Here is a 21,575-nt window from a genome sequence, read left to right as displayed (position 1 = left end):
TTCATCTGATTACATCAATCCTGCATTAAGTTTTTATCTGCTGATTTCATAAACAGAGCCCCTGTATTTCTATACGGGGGCTACAATTTTTATGGGGTTGACGACTTTACACCTAGCTTAAATATTTTCCTACGATCGGCAATCTTCTTCCTACGCCGAATGCTTTTGAACTCACGCGGATGATAGGACAGAACTGGTTACGCTTGTATTCATTTGTGTTCACAAGCTTTAGGACCCTGTTAACCAGGGCGGCATCAACACCCATCGCAATGATCTCCTGTGGCCCCTGGAAACGCTCGATATACTGATACAATACTTTATCAAGCAAATCATACTCGGGCAGGCTGTCGCTGTCCTTTTGCCCGGGGCGCAATTCCGCCGACGGTGGTTTGGTGATGATATTGCCCGGGATAATCTCTCCGTTCCTGTTGATATAACGGGCGAGTGCAAACACCTGCATTTTATATACATCACCGAGTACACTGAGACCACCAGCCATGTCACCATACAAGGTGCCATATCCTGTCGCCAGTTCGCTTTTATTGGAAGTGTTCAATAGTATGTATCCAAACTTGTTGGCGATAGCCATGAGCAGGTTACCACGCGTGCGGCTCTGCAGATTCTCTTCTGCCACACTGAAAGGCAACTCACCAAATACAGGTTCCAGTGTTTCCATAAAGGAATCAAATACCTGCCTGATTGGAATAATATCATAAGGATTGCCCAGGTTAATACTCAGCTGTTCTGCATCAGAAACAGAATGAGTAGTCGAATACTGCGAAGGCATCAGCACAGCCCTTACATTGTCTTTTCCCAATGCATCGCACGCAATGGCGAGGGTAACTGCACTGTCAATTCCTCCACTGCTTCCAAGGATGGCTTTGTTAAAGCCCATTTTACTGAAGTAATCCCTGATGCCAAGGATGAGGGCATCATAGATCTGGGCGATATTTCTTTGGTCCGTCAGATAATCAATCACCTTGTCCGGATCTGTCACTTTTGAAACCCGCATTTCCTTATCCAGTTTTTTCAACTCCACGTCGTGAGCAGATTGCTGATGATCGCGCTCGTTCAAATCTATTAACCCGGTATCTTCTTCGAAATATTTCATTTCTTTTAGCAGCTCGCCTTTCGCATTGTAATATACACTTCCACCATCGAAGACTACTTCCGTCTGTGATCCAACGCAGTTGCAATAGAGCATTGGCAAACCATATTTCAACACATTCGCTTTTACGATTTCCTTCCGGTCTTCATCATGATCATAATCAAAAGGTGAAGCAGAAATATTGATCATCAGGTCCGGCTGCTGTTTCATGAGTTCATCCATCGGACTCACGCGATAAAGGGGATTTTCGCTTAATGCCCAGATATCTTCACAGATGGTGAGGGCGATTCGTCGGCCCTTGAACGGGATTACATTCCAGGAATATCCCGGCTCGAAGTAACGGTATTCATCAAACACGTCGTAAGTTGGCAGGCAGGTCTTGTGCGCAACAGCCTTAACCTCTCCTTCATAAAGAAACCATGCGGCATTGAAGAGGTCTTTCCCTTCGCTTACTGCGTTTCGCTGCGGGGCGCCGACAATAACTGCTATATCCTGTGTATATGCCCTGATCTCATCGATTGACAGGTAACACTGGTCGATGAAATCTTCAAACTCGAGGAAGTCGCGGGGTGGGTACCCGCAAACACACAGTTCGGAAAAAACAACCATGTCTGCTCCCGCTGACCGGGCCTCCCTAATGGCCTTAATGATCTTTGCAGTATTTGCACTGAAATTCCCGATATGATAATTCTGTTGCGCCAGTACGATCTTCATCTGAATAAATTTTCCCGGTTATCTTTATAGATACGAATGTACGTTACGGTATAACAACAAAACAAATGATCAAACGTTTCGGATTTATGAAATACAGCAGGCTCCTCGTCTTCAGCATATTATTCCTCCATGCTTGTAAAGGTGGCGTTAAAAATAGTCCGGATGTTTCCGGGATCAAAGTGGATACCCATATCGAAAGGTTCGACAGGGATTACTTTTCCCTGGATTCAAACAGACTTGATTCGGGCCTGAAAACGCTGTCTGCCAGGTATCCTTATTTCATAAATGATTTCACTGCCAATATTCTCGGTGCCGGACTGATGAATGATACTAATGAAGTTCTGCGTTCCGCCAACCGCCATTTCTTTACCAGTTATTACCAGGTATACACTTCTACAAAAAAACAATTTGACGACCTGTCTGCTGTTGAAAAGGAACTTAACAGTGGCTTCAGGCATATTAAATATTATTTCCCACGGTATGAAGTACCGAAATTCATCAGCTATCTCGGGCCGTTTGACGCCCCGGGAGCAGCCATTACAGAAAGCGCTGTAGCCATCGGTCTCCAGTTGTATGCCGGGCAGGATTTTCCCTTTTATACGTCGGTTGAAGGACAGCAGCTTTTCCCGGCTTATATCTCGAAAAGATTTGAAAAAGCATACATCCCGGCAAATTGTGTAAAGGTTGTTTTGGAAGACATTTACCCTGACCGGAGTGAAGCGCAACCCCTTATCGGGCAAATGATCTGGAAAGGAAAATACTGGTGGCTTACATCCAGGATGCTCCGGGAAACTGCCGACAGTATAATTACAGGATACTCGTCAAAACAACTGGAATGGTGCCGCGAAAATGAAGGGACAATCTGGAACCTCCTGCTGCAGAATGATCACTTATACAGTACCGAACCTGCCATTATCCAGATGTATATTGGTGATGCGCCCACAACACAGGGATTCCCATCCCTTTCACCAGGCAATATTGGCCAGTGGATTGGGATGCGGATCATCGAAGCATACATTGAAAAAAATCCATCCGTAACTCCCGAACAACTGCTCGCATTATCACCAGGTGAAATTTTCGAAGCAGCGAAATATAAACCGAGGTAAAGTCAGAAAGCATTGCAGTGCATTCACCTGCTGTTATTCGTTATCTTCCTTCGAAGCAGTTCTCTTGTTTCCTGTTGATCGGTAATGTTTGCAAAAGCGTCTTTCGGCACGAGAAAGAATGAGCGGTTATCAAAATAAAGGTGAAAGAAATATGGCGTTTCGATGAACTTGCTGAAACGCTGCCAGGGCCAGTGCTGGACGCCTCTTTCAGTCGTGAGGGTAACATCATTTTCGTTGATGGTCATCATGAATTCATCACGGAAAGTGTGCGATCGTTTATAGATGCTATTGGGGAGTATACGCCAGATCACAAGCATCAGCGCCATCCACAGTGTTGAGAAAAGAAGGAAAGAGAATGGCTGGATCTTTTTCAGGTAAAGCAATACCGCAGCAGCGATAGTAAATACGTTAATAAGAATCACGAGGATCCTTATTTCTACCCGGGTAAAGAAATGATACCGTAGTGCCTGGATTACCTGCTTCCTGTCGTATGAGAATGAAATTGTCATTGCCTGTTATTTTGCTTTCAGTTCCTTTTCGTTTACAGACCAGGTGGCGATCTCTGCACCTTTCAGATCCTTGTACACGACGGTGAGGGTTCTCTCACCTTTTGACCCCGTAACTGATATCCTGCCAAAATTCTGCTTTTGATCGATACCTACAATGCGGTAAGGATTGTCTTTTTCCGGACCAAAATTATGTGACCCGGAAGTTAACGGAGAAATGGTAATATCAATGAGCGGGTAATTGCCCGGGCGGTTTACTTTAATGATCTCACTGTGATGCCGGTCACCGGTCATGAATAATACGCCACTGATCTTCTGTTCCGCGATGAAACCAACAAGCTGGTTATATTCAAAGGGAAAGTCGAGCAGTTTATCCACTGCAGAAACCGGGTTCAACACCTGGCTTCCGACTGCTATGACCTTGAAAGTGGCATTGCTGAACAACAACGATTGCTTTAACCAGTTTAGCTGATCCGCACCAAACATCGTTTTATTGGGATTCGGCTGGCCGTTTTCGGTAGGTGGCATCCGGTCCGGGCTGCGCCAGGTACGGTCATCGGTGAGAAAGAAGTCAACATCACTATAAGAAAGTTTTGTGTATATACCTTTACCGTCTTCCCCATAGGAAGGATTACCCCAATAGCTCATAAAAATTTTCCTGCTTGCATCCTTCAGATGGTAAATGCTCCCGATGTCATTGGGTCCGAAATCGTGGTCATCCCAGATGGCATAATGCGGCATTGCTTTCAGGAAGGATTGCAGGATCGTCATACTCCGATCGCGGCTTGCCCTATACCACAATCCCCATTCACTGGAATAATCAGCCTCGCGGGTGTACCAGTTGTCACCCAGCCATAACATAAAGTCGGCTTTTTCATTTGCCATAGTACTGAAGATGGAGGAGTCCTGGCCGTACGGTTTGCCGGGGCGGTCAAAGGCAGGTTCGTTGAAATATGTGCAGCTTCCGGCAAGGAAGCTGAAGTCGGGTGCCGGCTTTCGGAATTGCCAGAGTTCCTTTGTAACAAATGAGCCGGTATAACTGGTTTCCCTGCCATTATATATGATGCGGTATTGGTAGCGGGTATTCATTTCAAGACCGCCGATCTCAGCCTGCATGGGAGAAAACCTGTCATAGCCATAAATCTTTGTAAACGGCACCTGGGAACTGCTTTTTTCACTCTCTTTCCAGTATTTAACGGTAGCCGATTTCAGATCGCTGCCCGCCTCGAACCAGATCCGCGCGGTACGTAATTCCACCTGTGCAAGCATCGGACCTGAGACCACTCCTGTTTTTTCCTGCGCCAGGAGCGGAAGGCTGTATGCCAGCAACAAGATGATGATCCGTCTTTTCATTCCTGTCTGTTTGAGGCTGCAAAGTAGTAAAAGGGTAAAAACAAACCACCCCGGCTCTTTGGGGAACCGGGGTGGAGTGTCAATTCATTTACCAATCAGGCTTAGCGAATAGCCCGGCACTTCTTGTATTTGTGGTTGGCAGCCTCACTCGGAGTAACCGCCCTGCTACAAGATGTGAGCAAAATCGCCAAAGCAAAAATGGCCATCAGTTTTTGCATACGGTAGGGGGATTTAGTTAACGATACGGATGAAATAACGCATTACTATGTCGGAAAGATATGCCAAATCATAAATAAATACAATTTATTAGGTCCTTCTACCTCTCAAAAAAAAAATGATCCACCTGTAAAAACAGGCAGATCATGGTATTAGAAACCGTCCATTAAACTAATTAACTGCAACCGAGGCTGTTTCCGCAATTCAGGCACTTATAGCAGGTACCGCTGCGTATGGTCAGGTGACCACATACATTGCAGGCCGGGGCATCACTCTGCATCGATTTATTGGCTGCATTAAGGGCGTCCAGTCCGCTTCCGTTTTCCACCTTTACCGGTGAGCCTGCTTTTGCAGTTCGCGCCGCATCGGGATTGCTTTTCGGCTGCGCTGCCGCAACAACACGCACATCACTCAGTTCCGGCTTTTGTTCCTGTATGTCATCCCAGGCTTCTGTTCCGGTATTCATTACTTCCGGCTTATCGAGCACATGAACCAGGTCGGAGCGATCGAGGTATTCATAGGCCAGTGACCTGAAGATGAAGTCAACTATGGAAGTAGTACTCTTAATATTCGGATGGTCTACCATTCCGGCCGGCTCAAAACGGGTAAACACAAATTTCTCTACAAACTCTTCGAGGGGAACACCGTATTGCAAACCGATAGAAACCGCAATTGCGAAACAGTTCAACATACTACGCATTGTTGCGCCTTCCTTCGCCATATCGATAAAGATCTCACCCAGTGTATTATCACCATATTCTCCTGTGCGGATGAACAGGGCCTGGCCATTGATCTTGGCTTTCTGCGTATATCCCCTTCGCTTGGCGGGAAGTGTTCTTCTTTCTACGATCCTTGCCAGCTGGCGTTTCAGTTTTGTATCCGGTGAAGCCTGAACCCTTTTCTGAACCTCATCAAGAAGTTCTTCAACAGTCAGCTTTCCGAGGTCTATGATGTTTGATGCAGCAACGGGAGCAGCAGTCTCAGTTTCAGCTGCCTCTTCATCAGTTTTCTTTTTCTTGTCACTTTTATTGCTCAGAGGCTGGCTTAGTTTAGAACCATCCCGATACAGAGCGTTGGCCTTAAGACCAAGTTTCCAGCTAAGCATATAACAATCTGCAATTTCTTCCACGTTCGCCTCGTTCGGCAGATTGATGGTTTTCGAAATCGCACCGCTGATGAACGGTTGTACTGCAGCCATCATCCTGATATGTCCGTGCGCATGAATATACCTCTCCCCTTTCTTGCCACACTTGTTGGCGCAATCGAATACTTTCAGGTGTTCAGTTTTCAGGTAAGGTGCACCTTCAACAGTCATGGTACCGCACACATAATCATTTGTTGCGTCGATCTGCGCATCTGTGAAGCCCAGCGCTTCGAGTAGATTGAAGTTCCAGTCGTTGTATTGTTCCGCTGTAAAACCAAGTCTTTCCAGGCAGGCTTCGCCCAATGTAAACCGGTTAAACACAAAGCCGATCTCAAATGCACTTTTTACTGCTTCGTCGAGCTTTTTGATCTCTTCCGCGATAAAACCTTTTTCACTGAGTGACTGGTGGTTGATGAACGGAGCACCGCTGAAGCTTGCTGCACCTACAGCATACTTAATGATGGCATCCATTTCCTTTACACTGTAACCAAGGTTTTTCAGCGCTGCAGGAACTGATTGGTTGATAATCTTGAAATAGCCACCGCCACTGAGTTTTTTGAATTTTACCAGGGCGAAATCAGGTTCAACACCAGTAGTATCGCAATCCATAACCAGGCCGATCGTTCCGGTAGGAGCGATAACGGTTGTCTGCGCGTTACGGTAACCGTTTTTCTCACCAAGCTGCACAGCCTCATCCCAGGCCTTTGTTGCCGCTTTCAGTAAGTAATCAGGGCAATATTTTGCCTGGATACCCATTGGCTTGATACCAATGTTTTCATACGCTTCATTGGCATCATATGCCGCTGCCCGGTGATTGCGCATTACGCGGAGCATATGGTGCTTATTCTCTTCGTATTTCGCGAACGGTCCGTGGATACCCGCCAGTTCTGCAGATGTTTTGTATGCAGTGCCGGTCATAATTGCGGTGATGGCACCTGCAATTCCCCGTGCTTCTTCACTGTCGTAAGATATACCGCTTACCATCAGCATGGTTCCCAGGTTTGCGTAGCCGAGACCGAGGGTACGGTAATCGAATGAAAGCTGCGCCACTTCTTTCGAAGGGAATTGCGCCATCAATACAGAGATCTCAAGTACAACTGTCCATAGACGGCAGGAATACGCATATCCTTCTACATCAAATATGTTGGTATCTGCATCAAAGAACTTCATGAGGTTGGCAGATGCCAGGTTACAAGCCGTGTTGTCGAGGAACATATACTCGGAACATGGGTTTGAAGCCCTGATAGGACCACCTTCTGGACAAGTATGCCATTCGTTGATTGTAGTGTCGTATTGAAGACCGGGATCAGCACAACGCCATGCAGCGTAGGCTATCTTATTCCAAAGTTCACGGGAGGACACTTTTTTCATTGTCCTGCCATCGCTGCGGGCCTTCAGTTCCCAATCTTCATTTTTCTCCAGCTTTTCGAAGAAACTGTTGGGAACGCGAACTGAGTTATTTGAGTTTTGTCCGCTTACTGTGCGGTATGCTTCACCTTCATAGTCACTTGCATAACCTGCAGCAATGAGAGCGGCAACTTTCTTTTCTTCCTCTACCTTCCAGTCTACAAACTGAACTATCTCAGGGTGATCCAGGTCAAGGCAAACCATTTTAGCGGCGCGACGGGTAGTACCACCACTTTTAATGGCCCCGGCTGCACGGTCACCTATTTTCAGGAAACTCATCAGGCCTGAAGACGTTCCACCACCACTCAGCTTTTCACCCTCTCCCCTGATATTGGAAAAGTTAGTTCCTACACCTGAACCATATTTAAAGATCCTGGCTTCCCTTACCCACAGGTCCATGATACCGCCATCGTTCACCAGGTCATCTTCCACACTCAGGATAAAGCAGGCATGCGGCTGCGGGCGCTCGTAAGCGGATGTTGACTTTTTCAACTGGCCATCAGCATGGTCTACATAATAGTGACCCTGGGGTTTACCCGTGATGCCATAGCATTCGTAAAGTCCTGTATTGAACCATTGCGGACTATTAGGTGTGCAGGCCTGGTTGAGAATGGAAAAAACCAGCTCTTCGTAGAAAACCTGAGCATCCTGTTCTGTGGCAAAATACCCGTTGCGCTCACCCCATACGCGCCAGCAGTGTGCCATACGGTGGGCAACCTGTTTGGACGAGGTTTCACGGCCAAGACTTCCATCAGCCTGCGGAACGCCGGCTTTACGGAAATATTTCTGGGCGAGAATGTCTGTAGCGATCTGGCTCCATCCTTTTGGCACTTCTACATTGTTCATTTCAAATACTACTTCACCGCTGGGATTCCTGATCACAGAGGTGCGGTAATCGTATTCAAACTGATCAAATACAGGTACGCCTTCTTTCGTGAAGCGACGGCTGAACGACAGCCCCTTGGCTGCGGGTTTTTTTGTGGCCATACAATATTTTGGGTTGACTGAAGGTTAAGAAAATATGAAATCCAAAATCCGAGTGTGAAGACGAAAATAATCGGCTCCCCACACATTCACTACCCGGAAATATCCACCTATGTGGATAATGATTGGGGAAAAATTCGTCTTCCAGTACAGGGCTGGATTTGCGGAAAATCCGGCATTTCAAAATCTTTTTTTTGGGGTTTTAACGGTCGGTTTTCCGTAAAACTGCATTAAAAAACTACGTCGGTATTTTAACAGGTGAAAAGCCGCGCCGGTTGTAGATTTGGCGGCTAAATTTAACCGCTCCGATGAATAAGTTTTTGGTGCTAAGCCTGTTATGCATTGGTTTACAAGCATCTGTATATAGCCAGAAGACAAATACAGGCTGGCTGGCCTCGTTCAATACCATTACAATAAGCAAAAAGTTCAGCCTGCATGCTGATATACAGTTCAGATCGGGTGACGATTTCAATACTATGCAAAGCCTTCTTTTGCGTCCGGGACTTAACTATAAAATTTCTTCCCGGGTCACAGCTACTGCCGGTTATGCGTACATACTGAACCGGCGGTCTATAGACGAAATAACAGGATATGCACCGGAACACAGGACCTGGCAACAGCTACTGGTCAGTCAATCTGCCGGTCCATTAGCGATCAGCCACAGAGTGAGAATGGAGCAGCGGTTCATAAGCAAAACCGTGGTTGATGGGGACGAGTTAAAACAGGACGGCAATATATATGCGAACAGGTTCCGCTACTTTTTCAGGGGGGTTTTACCCTTTAATGGCTCGGTTCCCTTTACAAAGGGGGTGTTTGCAGCGGTCCAGGACGAAATTTTTCTGAATGTGGGAAACAATTCGGCAGTGAACGGCCGGAGTTTCGATCAGAACAGGGCCTACCTTGCCCTTGGATATCGCCTGAGCCGGCGGCTCGATCTTGAAGGCGGGTACCTGAATCAATATATCCAGGGCCGGGGCGATTCCTTTACGAATAACCATGTCATTCAGCTGGCTGTATACACACGCTTCTAAGGTCGATTGTGCCATACCAGCATTTTTTTGCATTTTTGTGACCAGCCATTACCTTTTGAATGCAGCAAGGCATCTATACTCAAATCCAGGAAAAGAAAAAGACAGGTCAGAAATCGTTCGCCGTATTGGTTGATCCAGATAAGGTTCAACCCGATCAGCTGGAATCACTTGTCCGGCATGCCATCGATTCCAGGGTGGATTATTTCCTGGTGGGCGGAAGCCTGGTCATATCAAATCACCTGGATGAATGCATTCTGGCTATCAGGGAACAATGTGACATCCCGGTAATCCTGTTTCCGGGCAGTCCATCGCAGATCTCCAGACATGCCCAGGCACTACTTTACCTTTCGCTGATTTCCGGCAGAAATCCGGAGCTCCTGATCGGTCAGCACGTAATCAGTGCTCCCTTCGTGAGGCAGAGCGGCCTGGAGATCATGAGTACGGGTTATATGGTAATAGACGGGGGCGCGCCCACAACAGTATCCTACATTAGCAATGCTTCGCCAATACCGGCAGATAAAAATGAAATAGCACTCTGCACTGCGCTTGCGGGGGAAATGCTCGGGATGAAGCTTATTTACATGGACGCGGGCAGCGGCGCAAGAAAACCAATTCCGGAACAGATGATCGCCGCTGTTGCTGCGCAGATTACCGTTCCGCTTATTGTGGGTGGTGGCATAACGGATCCCGAAAAAGCTTACAGAAACTGTAAGGCTGGTGCTGATATTATAGTTGTGGGAAATGCATTGGAAAAGAACCTTTCCCTGATGAGTGAAATGAGTGCAGCCGTCCATTCCGGAAGTTACTCCACCTTACCTTAAAATGATCCTGGATGGTGTTTTCGCACCAGAAATGATCTCACTTACGGAGGCAATTATGCCATTTGCCAGCAAAGCCATATTCGTGAAATCGATCCGGCCGGGTTCATCGCAGGGTTTATGGTAGCATCTTTCTCCATCGTCACTGGAAAGAAAGGTATGGGCAGGTACGCCAAGAGCTGCAAAAGAAAAATTATCTGAGCGGGCAAAAAGATTGTCTTCCCTGTCGCCCCTCAGCTTAATACCCGAGTCTTTCATTGGTTTGCCTATGATTTTCACCATATCCGATTTACCAATGCCGGTCATAATCAGTTTCTTCCTGCCGATCTGGGGCACGCCAAGCATTTCCAGGTTTATTCCGGCAACATATTTTGCCGGATCTATATTTTCTGTAAAAGCTGCCGAGCCCAGTAAGCCTTTTTCTTCCCCGTTGAAGGCACAAAACAAGATGCTGCGTTCATTCCCGCGCCAGCCGGCATAATACCGGGCCATTGCCATCAAAACAGCGGTGCCGGAAGCATTATCGTTTGCACCGTTGAAGATGCTGTCTCTCTTCAATTTCCTGTCAGTTCCCAGATGATCAAAATGGGCAGAGAACACAATGATCTCATCCGGCTTCGAACGGCCCGGCAACAGTGCAATTACGTTGCTGAGCGTATTGAGGGAATCAGCGGAATCAGGATAAAATTTTTGTTCAAAGGAATCGTTGGCTGCCGGGAGTAATCCGAGTTGTTGGAAGTAAGAGCTGATAAATGCGGTTGCCTTCCTGTTCTCGTCACTCCCTGCACGCCGGCCTTTCATACTGTCGCTGGCCAGGAACGAAACTAATTGACGGAGTTCATCTTCCTGAACGGGCACATTAAGTTGCTGCGACATTGCTACCTGAAGGCAGAACAGGAGTACGGCGGTAAGCAGTAAACGCATTAACGTAATTCGCTTGTATTGACGCGCGATGGGGTATCAGTCCCCTTCACTATTGACCTTGAGCTGAGTGCTATAGCCCTGATAATTTCTGTCATGTTGGTCATATCAAGCGTTTCGAATTCATCATCCGCAGTATGGTAAAATTTCTCACTGTCCATTTTTGATGTGCTGATGGTATGCGCAGGCACACCGAGGCGCGCAAGAGTAGCATTGTCTGAACGATAGAACAATTGCTGATCAGGATAGGGATCCGGATGAAACTGGAAGCCTGTGCCTTTCAGGTTCTGCTCCATGATCTTTCCCATGTCAGATTTCTCAAAGCCTGTGATGTAAGCAGAGTTCTTACCCCATTTACTTTCTGTTCCAATCATTTCTATATTGAACATTGCCATCACTTTCGCCGGATCGAATTGCCTTGAAAAATATTGTGAACCGTAACCGCCTGATTCCTCAGCTGTGAAAGCAGCAAAGATGATCGTACGTTCGTTGTCTTTCAGCTGACTGAAATATTTTGCAAGCATAATGACTGCAGTAGTGCCGGCAGCATCGTCATTCGCACCATTATAAATGCTATCGCCATTCAGCGGTTTACCAATACCGAGATGATCATAGTGCCCGGAAAAAATTACATATTCATCTTTCTTTGAACGCCCTGGCAGTATGCCAACCACATTGCTTAAAGGAGCTTTGGAAATCTCATGTTTGGCGGTGACAGTAAATGTGGAGGGTGCCTTATTCCCAAGAACAAAAACGGTACTGTTTCCGGTTTCCATCATCTGGCGCTTGAAGTAAGTCAGGCGCTGAAAATTCGCTGCAAATGACGTATCAACCAGCACAAGGCGGTTTTTACCTGAAATGATATGTTTATGCGCTTCAGAAAACAGCTGTGTTTTCGGGTCAATTGTTACAATCTCATAGCCGGATGCCTGGTCTATGGAAAAGGCTTCGCTTGTTGTAACTACTATTAGGTTTTTCAGTTCAACCGGCTGGCCATCAAAAGTGGCTGCAGCTTCGATAAAACGAGGACGGATAACCGAAAATTCCTGCAGGTACCCGTTTCCGCCTTCCGGCTTTTGCAAACCTGCCTTCTCAAACTCTGAAGCTATGAAGCGGGCAGCTTTATCGATGGCAGGAGTAAATACTTTACGGCCCTGCATGTCATCAGACGACAGGGTTTTTTCTATCCTGATTACATCATTGATATCGATATTAACCTTTTGATTCTGGGCATAGGAAATACATGCGGCTGTAGTTGCTGCGAAAAGCAGAATAGTTCTTTTCATTAATGTGGGGATTAGAGGCTCATCATTTCTTTGAACTTCACCGTTTGCCTTCTGCTTACCTCGATTTTTTCTCCTCCTTTCAGTTCGAGCAGCAGGCCGCCATTGAAGTACGGTTCAATTTTTTCTATCAGTCGAAGGTTGACGATATGCTTCCTGTTGGCACGGAAGAATACTTTTTCATCAAGTCTTTCTTCGAGTGCATTCAATGACTTTAGTATAAGCGGCTTATTGGCGCCGAAGAATACTTTTGCATAGTTTCCTACGCTTTCGAACAGCCTGATATCGCTGAGGCGAACGAACCAGCAACGTTCTCCATCCTTCACAAATACCTGGTCGTTTTCACTCAGCAGGCTGCGGTTTGTCCCGATTGCCGGTGACATCGCTTCCTTCTCTTCTGCGATATGCAATTTGTGAATTGCGTCTGCAAGTCTTTTTGGTTCAACTGGTTTCAGAAGGTAGTCAAGTGCATTCACTTCAAATGCCTTGAGCGCATATTCATCGTAGGCGGTTGTAAAAATGACGTGAGGTGCTTTTTCAAGTTCACTAAGCATGTCAAAACCTGTTTTGCCAGGCATCTGGATATCAAGGAAAACAAGGTCAGGTTGCAGATTCTCGATGGATTCAATTCCTTCAGTTGCGTTCGCGGCCTCACCTACTACTTCAATTTCCGGGAAATCCATCAGTAATTTTTTCAATTCGGTACGTGCGAGGCGTTCATCATCGATCAGTACAGCCTTTATCATATGTGTTAGTTTATGCTGAAATGGAAACAGGTATCTTGACACATGCTTCAACCAGGTTCCCGTTTGATTCGCGGATACTGAAGTCAGCTTTATTTCCGAACAGCAATTGCAACCTGTTACGGGTACTGCTGATGCCAAATCCATCTCCATTGAAAGCACCGCCATTCAGGTGGCCGGTATTCTGGACCATTAGCTCGTGGTAGTCCTCCTTGAAGTCGGAGATAATCCTCACCACCCCACCGCGCATTTGTTTTCCAATGCCGTGCTTGATAGCGTTCTCTACAAGGGTCTGCAGCATCATGGGCGGAACGGGCTGATCAAGGGTATCTTCATCCACATCATATTCAACCTGGAGCCTGTCTTCAAATCGGATATGCTCCAGCGCGAGATAATCCCTTACGATGTTCAGTTCTTTCTCGAGCGGAACGGTCTCTGATTTTTCAGACTGCATGCTGCTCCTGAGAATATTGCTGAGTTCAGTTATAGCGGTCCGGGCCCGTTCAGGATTTTCATCGATCAAAGCCCTGATGCTGTTTAGTGCATTGAAGATGAAATGAGGGTTGATATGCGCTTTGATCGTCTTGAGTTCGAGCTCCTTTACCAGTGCCTCCAGTTTTAACGTATCCACTTCCTGTTTCCTGCTTTTCGCTACATAATGGTAAATGTAATAGATCAGGGTCCATGGTATGATGAACAGTCCGATATCAAGGGTGGAAGCGAGCAATTTCGTTGAAAACTCGATTTTCCTGGGAACCTCTGACTGGACGTTGAGGAAGCTCACCAGTCCCATATATAACAGGCTACAGGCCAGGCTGGTAACAATAATTGCAATGACCATGCGTGGAATTACCTTCTCCACCGGCAGCAGCAGCCATTCACTTTTCCGGATATACGCCCGAAGGATATGCGTACTGAAGATCCCGGCGCTGAAGATCAGGAAAAGCCTGACAAAGAACCGCGAATCTATTTTCGAGGGCGAAAAAGTGTACGCGAAAAAAAGCATGGACAGGGTAACGAAGGTCCAACCCAGGACCTGGCAGAGCCAATAATATTTATAACCACGTGGGAGCATGAGACAAATCTAGCTGTTTGGTCGGGCACTAATATACTGAATTGTATTAATGGCCAATAGGGGGTATTTAGGGGGAAGTGGGTAGGATGGTCGGCATGCTTCCAAATACGTATCTTTGGGCATTATCGGCAACCGAATGGAAATTAAACAGGGTCAGCTATTACAAGGCATAGGTTCTCCCGCAGACCTGAAAAAACTGGGCAAAGAGCAGCTTCACCAGCTCTGCGATGAATTACGACAGTATATTATCGACGTGGTGAGCGTCCACGGCGGACATTTTGCTGCCAGCCTTGGCGTGGTAGAACTTACCACTGCACTCCATTACGTGTATAATACACCGTATGACCAGCTTGTATGGGATGTAGGCCACCAGGCTTACGGGCACAAGATCCTCACCGGCAGGATGGATAATTTTGCTACAAACCGAAAGTATGGCGGACTGAGTGGATTCCCCAAAAGGTCTGAAAGTGAATACGATACATTTGGCGTCGGTCATTCCAGCACTTCCATTTCCGCTGCACTTGGCATGGCCATGGCGGCGAAATATAAGGGTGAGGACCGGAAATCGGTTGCGGTAATAGGTGACGGCTCCATGACCGCGGGAATGGCTTTCGAAGCGATGAATCATGCAGGTGTAACCGATGCAGATGTGCTCATCATCCTGAATGATAACTGCATGAGCATTGACCCGAATGTCGGTGCGCTTAAGGAATACCTTACCGATATCACAACATCCCCGGCATACAACAAGCTTAAGGACGATGTCTGGAAGGCACTCGGAAAACTGCCGGTAGGCAAAAACTTTACGCGGGAAATGGCCAGTAAGCTGGAACATTCCATAAAAGGGATGGTCAGCAAGAGCAGCAACCTCTTCGAAGCCTTGAATCTGAGGTATTTTGGCCCGATCGATGGACACAACATCACCAAGCTGGTGGACACATTAAGTGACCTGAAAAATATTCCCGGACCCAAGATCCTTCACGTGATCACTGTTAAGGGAAAAGGTTATGCACTTGCCGAAAAAGACCAGACCAAGTGGCATGCACCCGGACTATTTGATAAGATCACAGGTGAGATCTATAAAAAAAGCTTCGATACCCCCCAGCCTCCGAAATACCAGGACGTATTTGGACATACTATCCTGGAACTGGCGGAAAAAAATGACCGGATCTTCGGCATTACACCGGCCATGCCTTCAGGTTCTTCGCTGAAGATCATGATGGACAAAATGCCGCAACGGGCAATTGATGTCGGTATTTGCGAACAGCACGCCGTAACGGTCAGCGCCGGTCTCGCCACACAGGGAATGAAGGTTTTCTGTAATATCTACTCATCATTCATGCAAAGGGCATACGACCAGGTTGTACATGATGTGGCGATCCAGAAGCTGCCGGTTGTTTTTTGCCTTGACCGCGCAGGACTCGTAGGAGAAGACGGGCCCACGCACCACGGAGCATATGATATCGCCTACATGCGCTGTATACCTAACCTGGTCGTGAGCGCACCAATGAATGAAAGCGAGTTGCGGAACCTGATGTATACAGCCCAGCTCGACGAAACGGAACACCCTTTTGTCATCCGGTATCCGCGTGGTGAAGGAGTTATGCCCGAATGGAAGACTGAAATGAAGGCAATCACTGTTGGAACCGGGCGCAGGTTGAAGGAAGGAGAAGAAATAGCCGTGTTGTCTTTGGGCCACCCGGGAAATTTTGCTGCTTCGGCCATCCGCGAGGTAAGACAATACGGGATCAATGCAGGCCACTACGATATGCGCTTTGTAAAACCACTTGATGAAGCTATGCTTCACGAAATTTTCAAGCGTTACAGGAAGATCATTACGGTTGAAGACGGAACGATTACCGGTGGTTTCGGATCTGCCGTCCTCGAATTCATGAGTGCACACAATTACCAGGCGCAGGTCCGGATCCTCGGAATTCCTGACCGCATTGTGGAGCACGGTACGTTAAAAGAATTGCACAGGGAATGTGGCTTTGATGCGAATGCCATTGCAGATGTTTTGAAAGAGATGATGAAAGAAAAAGTAAGCGTATCCTTGCACCAATAACGGGACCTGTGGTTTTAACTTTTTCACTGCAATACAGACCAAAATAATTCAGGCAGGTTTATCGTTAAGAAAAGAGCAGCGTGATGCGCGTTATGCAGTCCACAATATGAAAGTGATAAAAGGTCTTACCCTGCTGATTATTTGCCTGGTGCTGATTCCGGCGGCACTGGCGGTTCACTTTGCGCCTGCGGGAGGCGAACCTGAACATACAGTTTCTGCCGCTACCTTTGATAGACTGAAAAGGCAGTCCGCAGACCTTCTCTCCTACACCAGCAGGTACAATTACAATTCCTACTATTGCTTCATGGTAGACATGAGCCTTCCTTCCGGGAAAAACAGGTTCTTTATTTATGATCTGAGGAAAGACAGCATCAGGGCAGCGGGACTAACTTCACATGGATGCTGCGGTGAGGCATTTCTTACGGGAAGGAAGTTCTCAAATGGCAAAGGCAGTAAATGCAGCTCACTGGGAAAATATATGATTGGCCAGTCTTATATTGGAAAATTCGGGCGGGCTTACCGGTTACACGGACTTGAAAACAGCAACAGCAATGCGTATGAAAGATATGTTGTACTTCATGCTTTCGAGTGCATTCCCGACAGGGAAATTCATCCTTACCAGCTTTGCCAGAGCGATGGCTGCCCTACAGTTTCGCACCCGATGTTTCGTCGTCTCGACAGCCTTTTAAAGTCAAGTACGCGCCCGGTGTTACTACAGATATTTGAGTGAATCCTCAGGTCGCGGGAAAAAGGAAATCCACCGCATCTTCCTGCCTCTCATCATTCCATTCTACTATAAAGTTATTGCGTCCTTCGCCGGTCATGATCCGCATATATTTCTGTTGCACCAACTCCAGCATGCTCAGAAATGAAAAGATCGCATGGATCCGGTTCTCGCAATGTTCAAACAGTTTTTCAAACGAAAGTGTCTTCTGCCTGCGGCAAAGGTCAAGCACATTTTCCCGGCTTCTTTCCATGGTGTAATTGTATTGCACCACGGTGTGAACAGGCTTGTTATTCCGTTCGTACACTTTCTGCATTACCTTTTCAAAAGACTTCATCAGTTTGAAAAGTGTGATCTGCTGAATTTCTGTTCCCTCGGAAGATTCCTCTCCAATTGAACCCAATTCGCGGGTAATATTGCCTCTTTTTACCATCAGCATACGAACTGCTTCCATTTCGGCAAGTTCGGCAGACGCCTGCTTGTATTTCTTGTATTCGAGGATTTTATCGATAAGTTCCTGGCGGGGATCAATTTCATTGCCCTGGGCATCCATTTCCTTCCTTGGAAGCAGCAGCCTGGCTTTAATCCGCATCAATGTGGAAATGAACAGGATGAATTCACTTGAAAGTTCTATGTTGAGTTTTTCCTGGCTATGGATATAATCCAGGAAATCATTGATGATCCTGGTAATCGGTATGTTATAGATATCCAGCTCATCGCGTTCGATGAAGAACAGCAACAGGTCGAATGGACCTTCAAACTGAGGTAACCTGATCTGGTAAGATTCCTGGAACGCCGCCATACAAACTCTTTTATGAAATAAAATAATGTCCCGGTGGTCAAAGTACAACCAAACCGGGACATGACAAAGGTACAAATATCGATGCTATGGCTTACAGTTTCGTCGTAAAACCAACACCAAGCAATGACCTCAGCTGAACACGCGCTGCATCTTTATCCGGTCCGAACTGCCTGACGTCATCATCATATATAAGATCAAAGTTATAGGTAACACTCAGCCACTTATTCACTTTCATGATTACAGAGTTGGTCCAGAAGATATCGATATTCTGGGGTTTGGCACTTCCCTTTTCGTCTGTAATCGGGTCCCTTTTTGAAACATAACTGGAGAAAAGGTCGAACCTGGATTTATAGGTGACATTTTTCATCACTTCCTTAATAAAGTTGGCCGACAGATATGCACCAGCCTCAAAAGTTACTTTTCTTCTTGGGTTAACACCATACTGGGCGGCAAGCGGGGTTTCCTGTCCACCATCCGGGAGGGGAATGATGCCATCTTCATAATAGTAGCTGTAAGGATCATTGCTTACCACCACCCATCTTGCCGAAATCGGCGAGAGGAAGATGCTGAAATATGAAGCAGGTTTCCATTCAACACCCGGCGAAACCAGGATATAGGCAGGCGCGAACAAGCCGGAAATACGCCGCTTGATGTCTTTACCTAAATAGTCATAATCATACCCGTCAGTGAACTGTGTACGAAGGTTAAACACGCCTGCAAGAGCCCATTTGTCAGTGAGGTTATGGCCGGCTTTACTATAGAAGTCTATTTTGTCGTCGGTTTTACGTGTGCCCAGTGAACTGGTACGCTGCATTGCGTAGCCGAGATCGAGCATATTGTTCCAGAAGAACCTGTTCTTTTTCTTGTTAGCAAAAAGCGTTGTATAACCTGCAAGCGAGAACGAAGATTTTTCAGCACCTGCGGCCCAGTTATCACTGCTACCCTGTGCAAAATTGATGGAAAGTACACCGCCTTTTCTCCAGCCTTTCGCGTTGTATTTGTAGGTGGTATCGTCATAACTGGCGCGTTCCGAATCCCTTTTCATTCCACTGACATTGGGATCCTGTGCAGAAACGACAGCAGGAATAATAAGTAAGACAGAGGAATAGGTTAACAGTCTGGTTAAGCTTCTCATAATCGAGTATTAAATTAAAAAAAACGGCATTTCGGATAACTCCAAAATGCCTGAACAAATATATAAAGGAATCGTTATTTCTTTTTCAGTTCATCCCTGATTTCAGTGAGCAGTTCTTCAGTTTTGGTAGGCCCCGGTTTCGCATTTGGATCCTTGCGCAATATAGCTTTGATGAAAAGATAACATACAAGGGCAACGATCACGAAATCCAGTACTGAAGTTAGGAAAGCTCCATATTTGAAGGTTATGGCTTCACTGACTACCTTGTTACCTGCATCCACTACTGCGGGCTTGATGGTCCACACCATCTTGGAAAAGTCCTTACCACCGGTAAGTAAACCAAGAATCGGAGATACCAGTCCTTCCGTAAATGAACCTACCAGTTTCGTAAATGCAGTTCCCATCAGGAAACCGATGGCAACATCAACGAGGTTGCCTTTGGTTGCAAAAGCTTTGAAGTCGGCCAGAAATCCCATGGTAATAAATATTAATAATTAAAAATAACCGGTTTATACATCAGGAGAAAAACTATTTTCCGGAACGCCGATGGATATCCGAAAATATAGAGTCAGGGGATGAAACAGCAAAAGCTGCCCATTTGCCGGACAGCTTTTACCTTATTGTGCAGATTGTATTCGCCCTGCGTTATACCGCCATGATTTCCTTCTCTTTGGAAGTGAGATGTTTATCTACAAGTAAAATATACCTGTCGGTTATTTCCTGTGCGTTTTTTTCCGCATCTTTCGCTACGTCTTCGCTTAGGCCGTCTTTTTGCAGTTTTTTGATTTGTTCGATCGCTTCCCTGCGAATGTTCCGGATAGCTACTTTAGAATGCTCACCTTCCCCGTTACAACGTTTCACCAGTTCCTTACGGCGTTCTTCGGTGAGCGGCGGCAGGAACATCCGGATAATCACTCCATCGTTCTGAGGATTAATCCCGATGTTTGAATTGATGATAGCCCTTTCAATTGGCTGAAGCATGTTTTTTTCCCACGGTTGAACCGTAAGTGTGCGGGCGTCAGCAACCGAAATATTGGCAACCTGGTTCAAAGGTGTTGCGGAACCGTAATAGTCTACTACTATGCCATCAAGCATCTGGGGATTGGCTTTTCCTGCGCGGATCTTGACAAGTTCCGCTTCAAGGTGCGAAATAGCTTTTTTCATGGATTCTTCTGTGCTGTCCATGATGAATGATAGATCTTCTGACATTGCTTATAAATTAATCGGGGCAAAACTAAGGAAATGCCTTTATTTCTGCTGTAACACCGCGTCTTCTGTCAGTGGAACGATTTTTTTCGGATCCTTTGCTCCCTCCTGTTTAAGGCTGGCTCCTTCCACTTGTTTTACACTTGTGACAAACAGCCTGGGCCGTTGCTGGCGGGCATAGTACATTATGCCGATAAGGACGGCAAATATGCCAACCAGGATCGCCATCAGCCAGGTACAACCGATATTGTGGAATAGAAATGCCATTGCAATACAGGCCGCATTCAGGCCGAGCAGCATAATGGCAATTGCACGGTGTGAGAATCCGTTGTCGAGCAGGAGGTGATGGATATGATTCCTGTCGGGAGAGAACGGAGAGCGGCGACGGAACATCCGGATGGCAAACACCCTTAATGTGTCGAGCAAGGGAACTACGAGCACGCCGAAACCGACCGCCGGTGCAGCTTTGATAGGGATCAGGATGCCGGGGTTAGATGCCACATTTATGAATTTTATGACCAGGACTGCATTGATCAGTCCAATCAGCAGGGAACCTGTATCCCCCATGAATATGCGCGCTGGCTGAAAATTAAAAATGAGGAACGCCAGTATGGATCCGGCCAGTGAGAATGCAAACACGGCATCAGCAGTATGACCCACACTGATAAAATAGATCCCGAATACGCAGGTGGAAAGTAATCCAAGACTGCCCGCAAGGCCGTCAACACCGTCAATCAGGTTAAAGGAGTTGATGATAACAATGACCGTGAGATACGTAAACAGCAGGCTGAACGTATCAGGCAGATCATGGATTCCCATGAAGCCACCCATGCTGCGGATCTGCAGGTTTCCATAATAGATGACTATAAATGCGGCCAGTACCTGGCCGATAAATTTCTTGATCGGAGAAATAACAATTATGTCATCTTTTAGCCCCAGGTAAAAAATCACTACCGCTGCTGCAAGAAAGTATTGCAGGTCTTTGCCCTCCTGGAAATTCGCTATCAAAAGTGCTGCAAAACAAAACCCTGCAAATATGCCGAGGCCACCAAGTGCAGGTATGGGTGCCTGATGCACTTTCCGTTCATCCGGGATATCATACAACTTCTTCATCGCCGAAACCCTGATAATTACCGGAATCGCAAGAAACGATACAGCAAATGAAAGCGTTAAGGCGAGTATTACATCAAACATGAAAATTGTTTGTTGGTTAATTTATTGCTATTAAACAGGC

Annotated in this window: 18 protein-coding genes; 5 read left to right on the top strand and 13 right to left on the bottom strand. The window is 46.5% G+C overall.

Features of this window, described 5'->3' with window-relative positions:
- Nucleotides 1–112: 112 nt before the first annotated feature.
- On the bottom strand, nt 113–1,822 hold the full coding sequence (locus OI18_RS02930; protein ID WP_039136979.1) for an NAD+ synthase: 1,710 nt from the start codon (nt 1,820–1,822) through the stop codon (nt 113–115).
- A 65-nt stretch (nt 1,823–1,887) separates the two neighbouring features.
- Here OI18_RS02930 and gldB point away from each other — a divergent pair, with 65 nt between their 5' ends.
- Complete coding sequence (gldB, locus tag OI18_RS02925) at nt 1,888–2,928, top strand: gliding motility lipoprotein GldB (protein ID WP_052272814.1); 1,041 nt, start codon at nt 1,888–1,890, stop codon at nt 2,926–2,928.
- 23 nt (nt 2,929–2,951) lie between these two features.
- Here gldB and OI18_RS02920 read toward each other — a convergent pair whose 3' ends face one another.
- The 3 genes from OI18_RS02920 to OI18_RS02910 all read right to left on the bottom strand — a co-directional run bounded on the left by OI18_RS02920 (nt 2,952) and on the right by OI18_RS02910 (nt 8,541).
- Nucleotides 2,952–3,437 carry a YcxB family protein gene (locus tag OI18_RS02920; RefSeq protein ID WP_039136977.1) on the bottom strand — a complete coding sequence of 162 codons (486 nt, stop codon included), beginning with the start codon at nt 3,435–3,437 and terminating at the stop codon, nt 2,952–2,954.
- A 6-nt stretch (nt 3,438–3,443) separates the two neighbouring features.
- Nucleotides 3,444–4,787: an alkaline phosphatase D family protein gene (locus OI18_RS02915; protein WP_039136975.1), complete on the bottom strand. Its 1,344-nt coding sequence runs from the start codon at nt 4,785–4,787 to the stop codon at nt 3,444–3,446.
- 391 nt (nt 4,788–5,178) lie between these two features.
- Nucleotides 5,179–8,541, bottom strand: a complete 3,363-nt coding sequence (locus OI18_RS02910; protein ID WP_039136973.1) for a vitamin B12-dependent ribonucleotide reductase — start codon at nt 8,539–8,541, stop codon at nt 5,179–5,181.
- 305 nt (nt 8,542–8,846) lie between these two features.
- Between OI18_RS02910 and OI18_RS02905 the strand changes: the two genes are divergently transcribed.
- A complete protein-coding gene (locus OI18_RS02905; RefSeq protein ID WP_039136971.1) occupies nt 8,847–9,569 on the top strand; it encodes a DUF2490 domain-containing protein in 723 nt (240 codons plus the stop codon).
- A 59-nt stretch (nt 9,570–9,628) separates the two neighbouring features.
- Nucleotides 9,629–10,390, top strand: coding sequence for a phosphoglycerol geranylgeranyltransferase (locus tag OI18_RS02900; RefSeq protein WP_039136969.1), 762 nt, complete (start codon nt 9,629–9,631; stop codon nt 10,388–10,390).
- Here OI18_RS02900 and OI18_RS02895 read toward each other — a convergent pair.
- Genes OI18_RS02895 through OI18_RS02880 form a run of 4 tightly spaced genes read right to left on the bottom strand, consistent with a single transcriptional unit; the run spans nt 10,382 to nt 14,409 of the window.
- Entirely contained in the window at nt 10,382–11,311 is a 930-nt protein-coding gene (locus OI18_RS02895; RefSeq protein ID WP_052272813.1) for a M28 family peptidase, read from the bottom strand. The two genes, OI18_RS02900 and OI18_RS02895, sit on opposite strands and share 9 nt — an antisense overlap.
- Nucleotides 11,311–12,594: a M28 family metallopeptidase gene (locus tag OI18_RS02890; RefSeq protein WP_039136967.1), complete on the bottom strand. Its 1,284-nt coding sequence runs from the start codon at nt 12,592–12,594 to the stop codon at nt 11,311–11,313. The genes OI18_RS02895 and OI18_RS02890 overlap by 1 nt, the downstream gene beginning before the upstream one ends.
- 11 nt (nt 12,595–12,605) lie before the next feature.
- Entirely contained in the window at nt 12,606–13,337 is a 732-nt protein-coding gene (locus OI18_RS02885) for a LytR/AlgR family response regulator transcription factor (RefSeq protein ID WP_082037831.1), read from the bottom strand.
- A gap of 10 nt (nt 13,338–13,347) precedes the next feature.
- Entirely contained in the window at nt 13,348–14,409 is a 1,062-nt protein-coding gene (locus OI18_RS02880; protein WP_039136965.1) for a sensor histidine kinase, read from the bottom strand.
- Nucleotides 14,410–14,545: 136 nt separating this feature from the next.
- On the opposite strand from OI18_RS02880, the gene dxs reads away from it, so the two are divergent.
- Nucleotides 14,546–16,474 (top strand): 1-deoxy-D-xylulose-5-phosphate synthase, encoded by a 1,929-nt coding sequence (gene dxs, locus OI18_RS02875; protein WP_039136964.1) that lies wholly within the window; start codon nt 14,546–14,548, stop codon nt 16,472–16,474.
- Nucleotides 16,475–16,580: 106 nt separating this feature from the next.
- Nucleotides 16,581–17,204, top strand: coding sequence for a murein L,D-transpeptidase catalytic domain-containing protein (locus OI18_RS02870; RefSeq protein ID WP_039136961.1), 624 nt, complete (start codon nt 16,581–16,583; stop codon nt 17,202–17,204).
- 4 nt (nt 17,205–17,208) lie between these two features.
- Here the strand turns inward: OI18_RS02870 and OI18_RS02865 are convergent, their stop codons facing one another.
- The 5 genes from OI18_RS02865 to OI18_RS02845 form a co-directional block, all read right to left on the bottom strand.
- Nucleotides 17,209–18,000 carry a segregation and condensation protein A gene (locus tag OI18_RS02865; RefSeq protein WP_039136959.1) on the bottom strand — a complete coding sequence of 264 codons (792 nt, stop codon included), beginning with the start codon at nt 17,998–18,000 and terminating at the stop codon, nt 17,209–17,211.
- Nucleotides 18,001–18,091: 91 nt separating this feature from the next.
- On the bottom strand, nt 18,092–19,135 hold the full coding sequence (locus OI18_RS02860; RefSeq protein ID WP_052272812.1) for a DUF3078 domain-containing protein: 1,044 nt from the start codon (nt 19,133–19,135) through the stop codon (nt 18,092–18,094).
- 74 nt (nt 19,136–19,209) lie between these two features.
- On the bottom strand, nt 19,210–19,611 hold the full coding sequence (gene mscL / locus OI18_RS02855) for a large conductance mechanosensitive channel protein MscL (protein WP_039136956.1): 402 nt from the start codon (nt 19,609–19,611) through the stop codon (nt 19,210–19,212).
- A gap of 169 nt (nt 19,612–19,780) precedes the next feature.
- A complete protein-coding gene (gene frr / locus OI18_RS02850) occupies nt 19,781–20,344 on the bottom strand; it encodes a ribosome recycling factor (protein WP_039136954.1) in 564 nt (187 codons plus the stop codon).
- 39 nt (nt 20,345–20,383) lie between these two features.
- A complete protein-coding gene (locus tag OI18_RS02845) occupies nt 20,384–21,535 on the bottom strand; it encodes a glycosyltransferase family 4 protein (RefSeq protein WP_039136952.1) in 1,152 nt (383 codons plus the stop codon).
- Nucleotides 21,536–21,575: the final 40 nt, after the last annotated feature.

Source organism: Flavihumibacter solisilvae, from assembly GCF_000814475.1.
Taxonomy (GTDB): Bacteria; Bacteroidota; Bacteroidia; order Chitinophagales; family Chitinophagaceae; genus Flavihumibacter; species Flavihumibacter solisilvae.
The sequence above is the reverse complement of the archived record's forward strand: the minus strand, read 5'-3'. Positions and strand labels throughout refer to the sequence as shown.

Coding starts and splice junctions, on each gene's coding strand:
- OI18_RS02910 (WP_039136973.1), bottom strand. CDS start 8,541: ATGGCCACAAAAAAACCCGCAGCCAAGGGGCTGTCGTTCAGCCGTCGC.
- OI18_RS02885 (WP_082037831.1), bottom strand. CDS start 13,337: ATGATAAAGGCTGTACTGATCGATGATGAACGCCTCGCACGTACCGAA.
- OI18_RS02930 (WP_039136979.1), bottom strand. CDS start 1,822: ATGAAGATCGTACTGGCGCAACAGAATTATCATATCGGGAATTTCAGT.
- OI18_RS02865 (WP_039136959.1), bottom strand. CDS start 18,000: ATGGCGGCGTTCCAGGAATCTTACCAGATCAGGTTACCTCAGTTTGAA.
- frr (WP_039136954.1), bottom strand. CDS start 20,344: ATGTCAGAAGATCTATCATTCATCATGGACAGCACAGAAGAATCCATG.
- OI18_RS02890 (WP_039136967.1), bottom strand. CDS start 12,594: ATGAAAAGAACTATTCTGCTTTTCGCAGCAACTACAGCCGCATGTATT.
- gldB (WP_052272814.1), top strand. CDS start 1,888: ATGATCAAACGTTTCGGATTTATGAAATACAGCAGGCTCCTCGTCTTC.
- OI18_RS02870 (WP_039136961.1), top strand. CDS start 16,581: ATGAAAGTGATAAAAGGTCTTACCCTGCTGATTATTTGCCTGGTGCTG.
- OI18_RS02915 (WP_039136975.1), bottom strand. CDS start 4,787: ATGAAAAGACGGATCATCATCTTGTTGCTGGCATACAGCCTTCCGCTC.
- OI18_RS02895 (WP_052272813.1), bottom strand. CDS start 11,311: ATGCGTTTACTGCTTACCGCCGTACTCCTGTTCTGCCTTCAGGTAGCA.
- OI18_RS02880 (WP_039136965.1), bottom strand. CDS start 14,409: ATGCTCCCACGTGGTTATAAATATTATTGGCTCTGCCAGGTCCTGGGT.
- OI18_RS02900 (WP_039136969.1), top strand. CDS start 9,629: ATGCAGCAAGGCATCTATACTCAAATCCAGGAAAAGAAAAAGACAGGT.
- mscL (WP_039136956.1), bottom strand. CDS start 19,611: ATGGGATTTCTGGCCGACTTCAAAGCTTTTGCAACCAAAGGCAACCTC.
- dxs (WP_039136964.1), top strand. CDS start 14,546: ATGGAAATTAAACAGGGTCAGCTATTACAAGGCATAGGTTCTCCCGCA.
- OI18_RS02905 (WP_039136971.1), top strand. CDS start 8,847: ATGAATAAGTTTTTGGTGCTAAGCCTGTTATGCATTGGTTTACAAGCA.
- OI18_RS02860 (WP_052272812.1), bottom strand. CDS start 19,135: ATGAGAAGCTTAACCAGACTGTTAACCTATTCCTCTGTCTTACTTATT.
- OI18_RS02845 (WP_039136952.1), bottom strand. CDS start 21,535: ATGTTTGATGTAATACTCGCCTTAACGCTTTCATTTGCTGTATCGTTT.
- OI18_RS02920 (WP_039136977.1), bottom strand. CDS start 3,437: ATGACAATTTCATTCTCATACGACAGGAAGCAGGTAATCCAGGCACTA.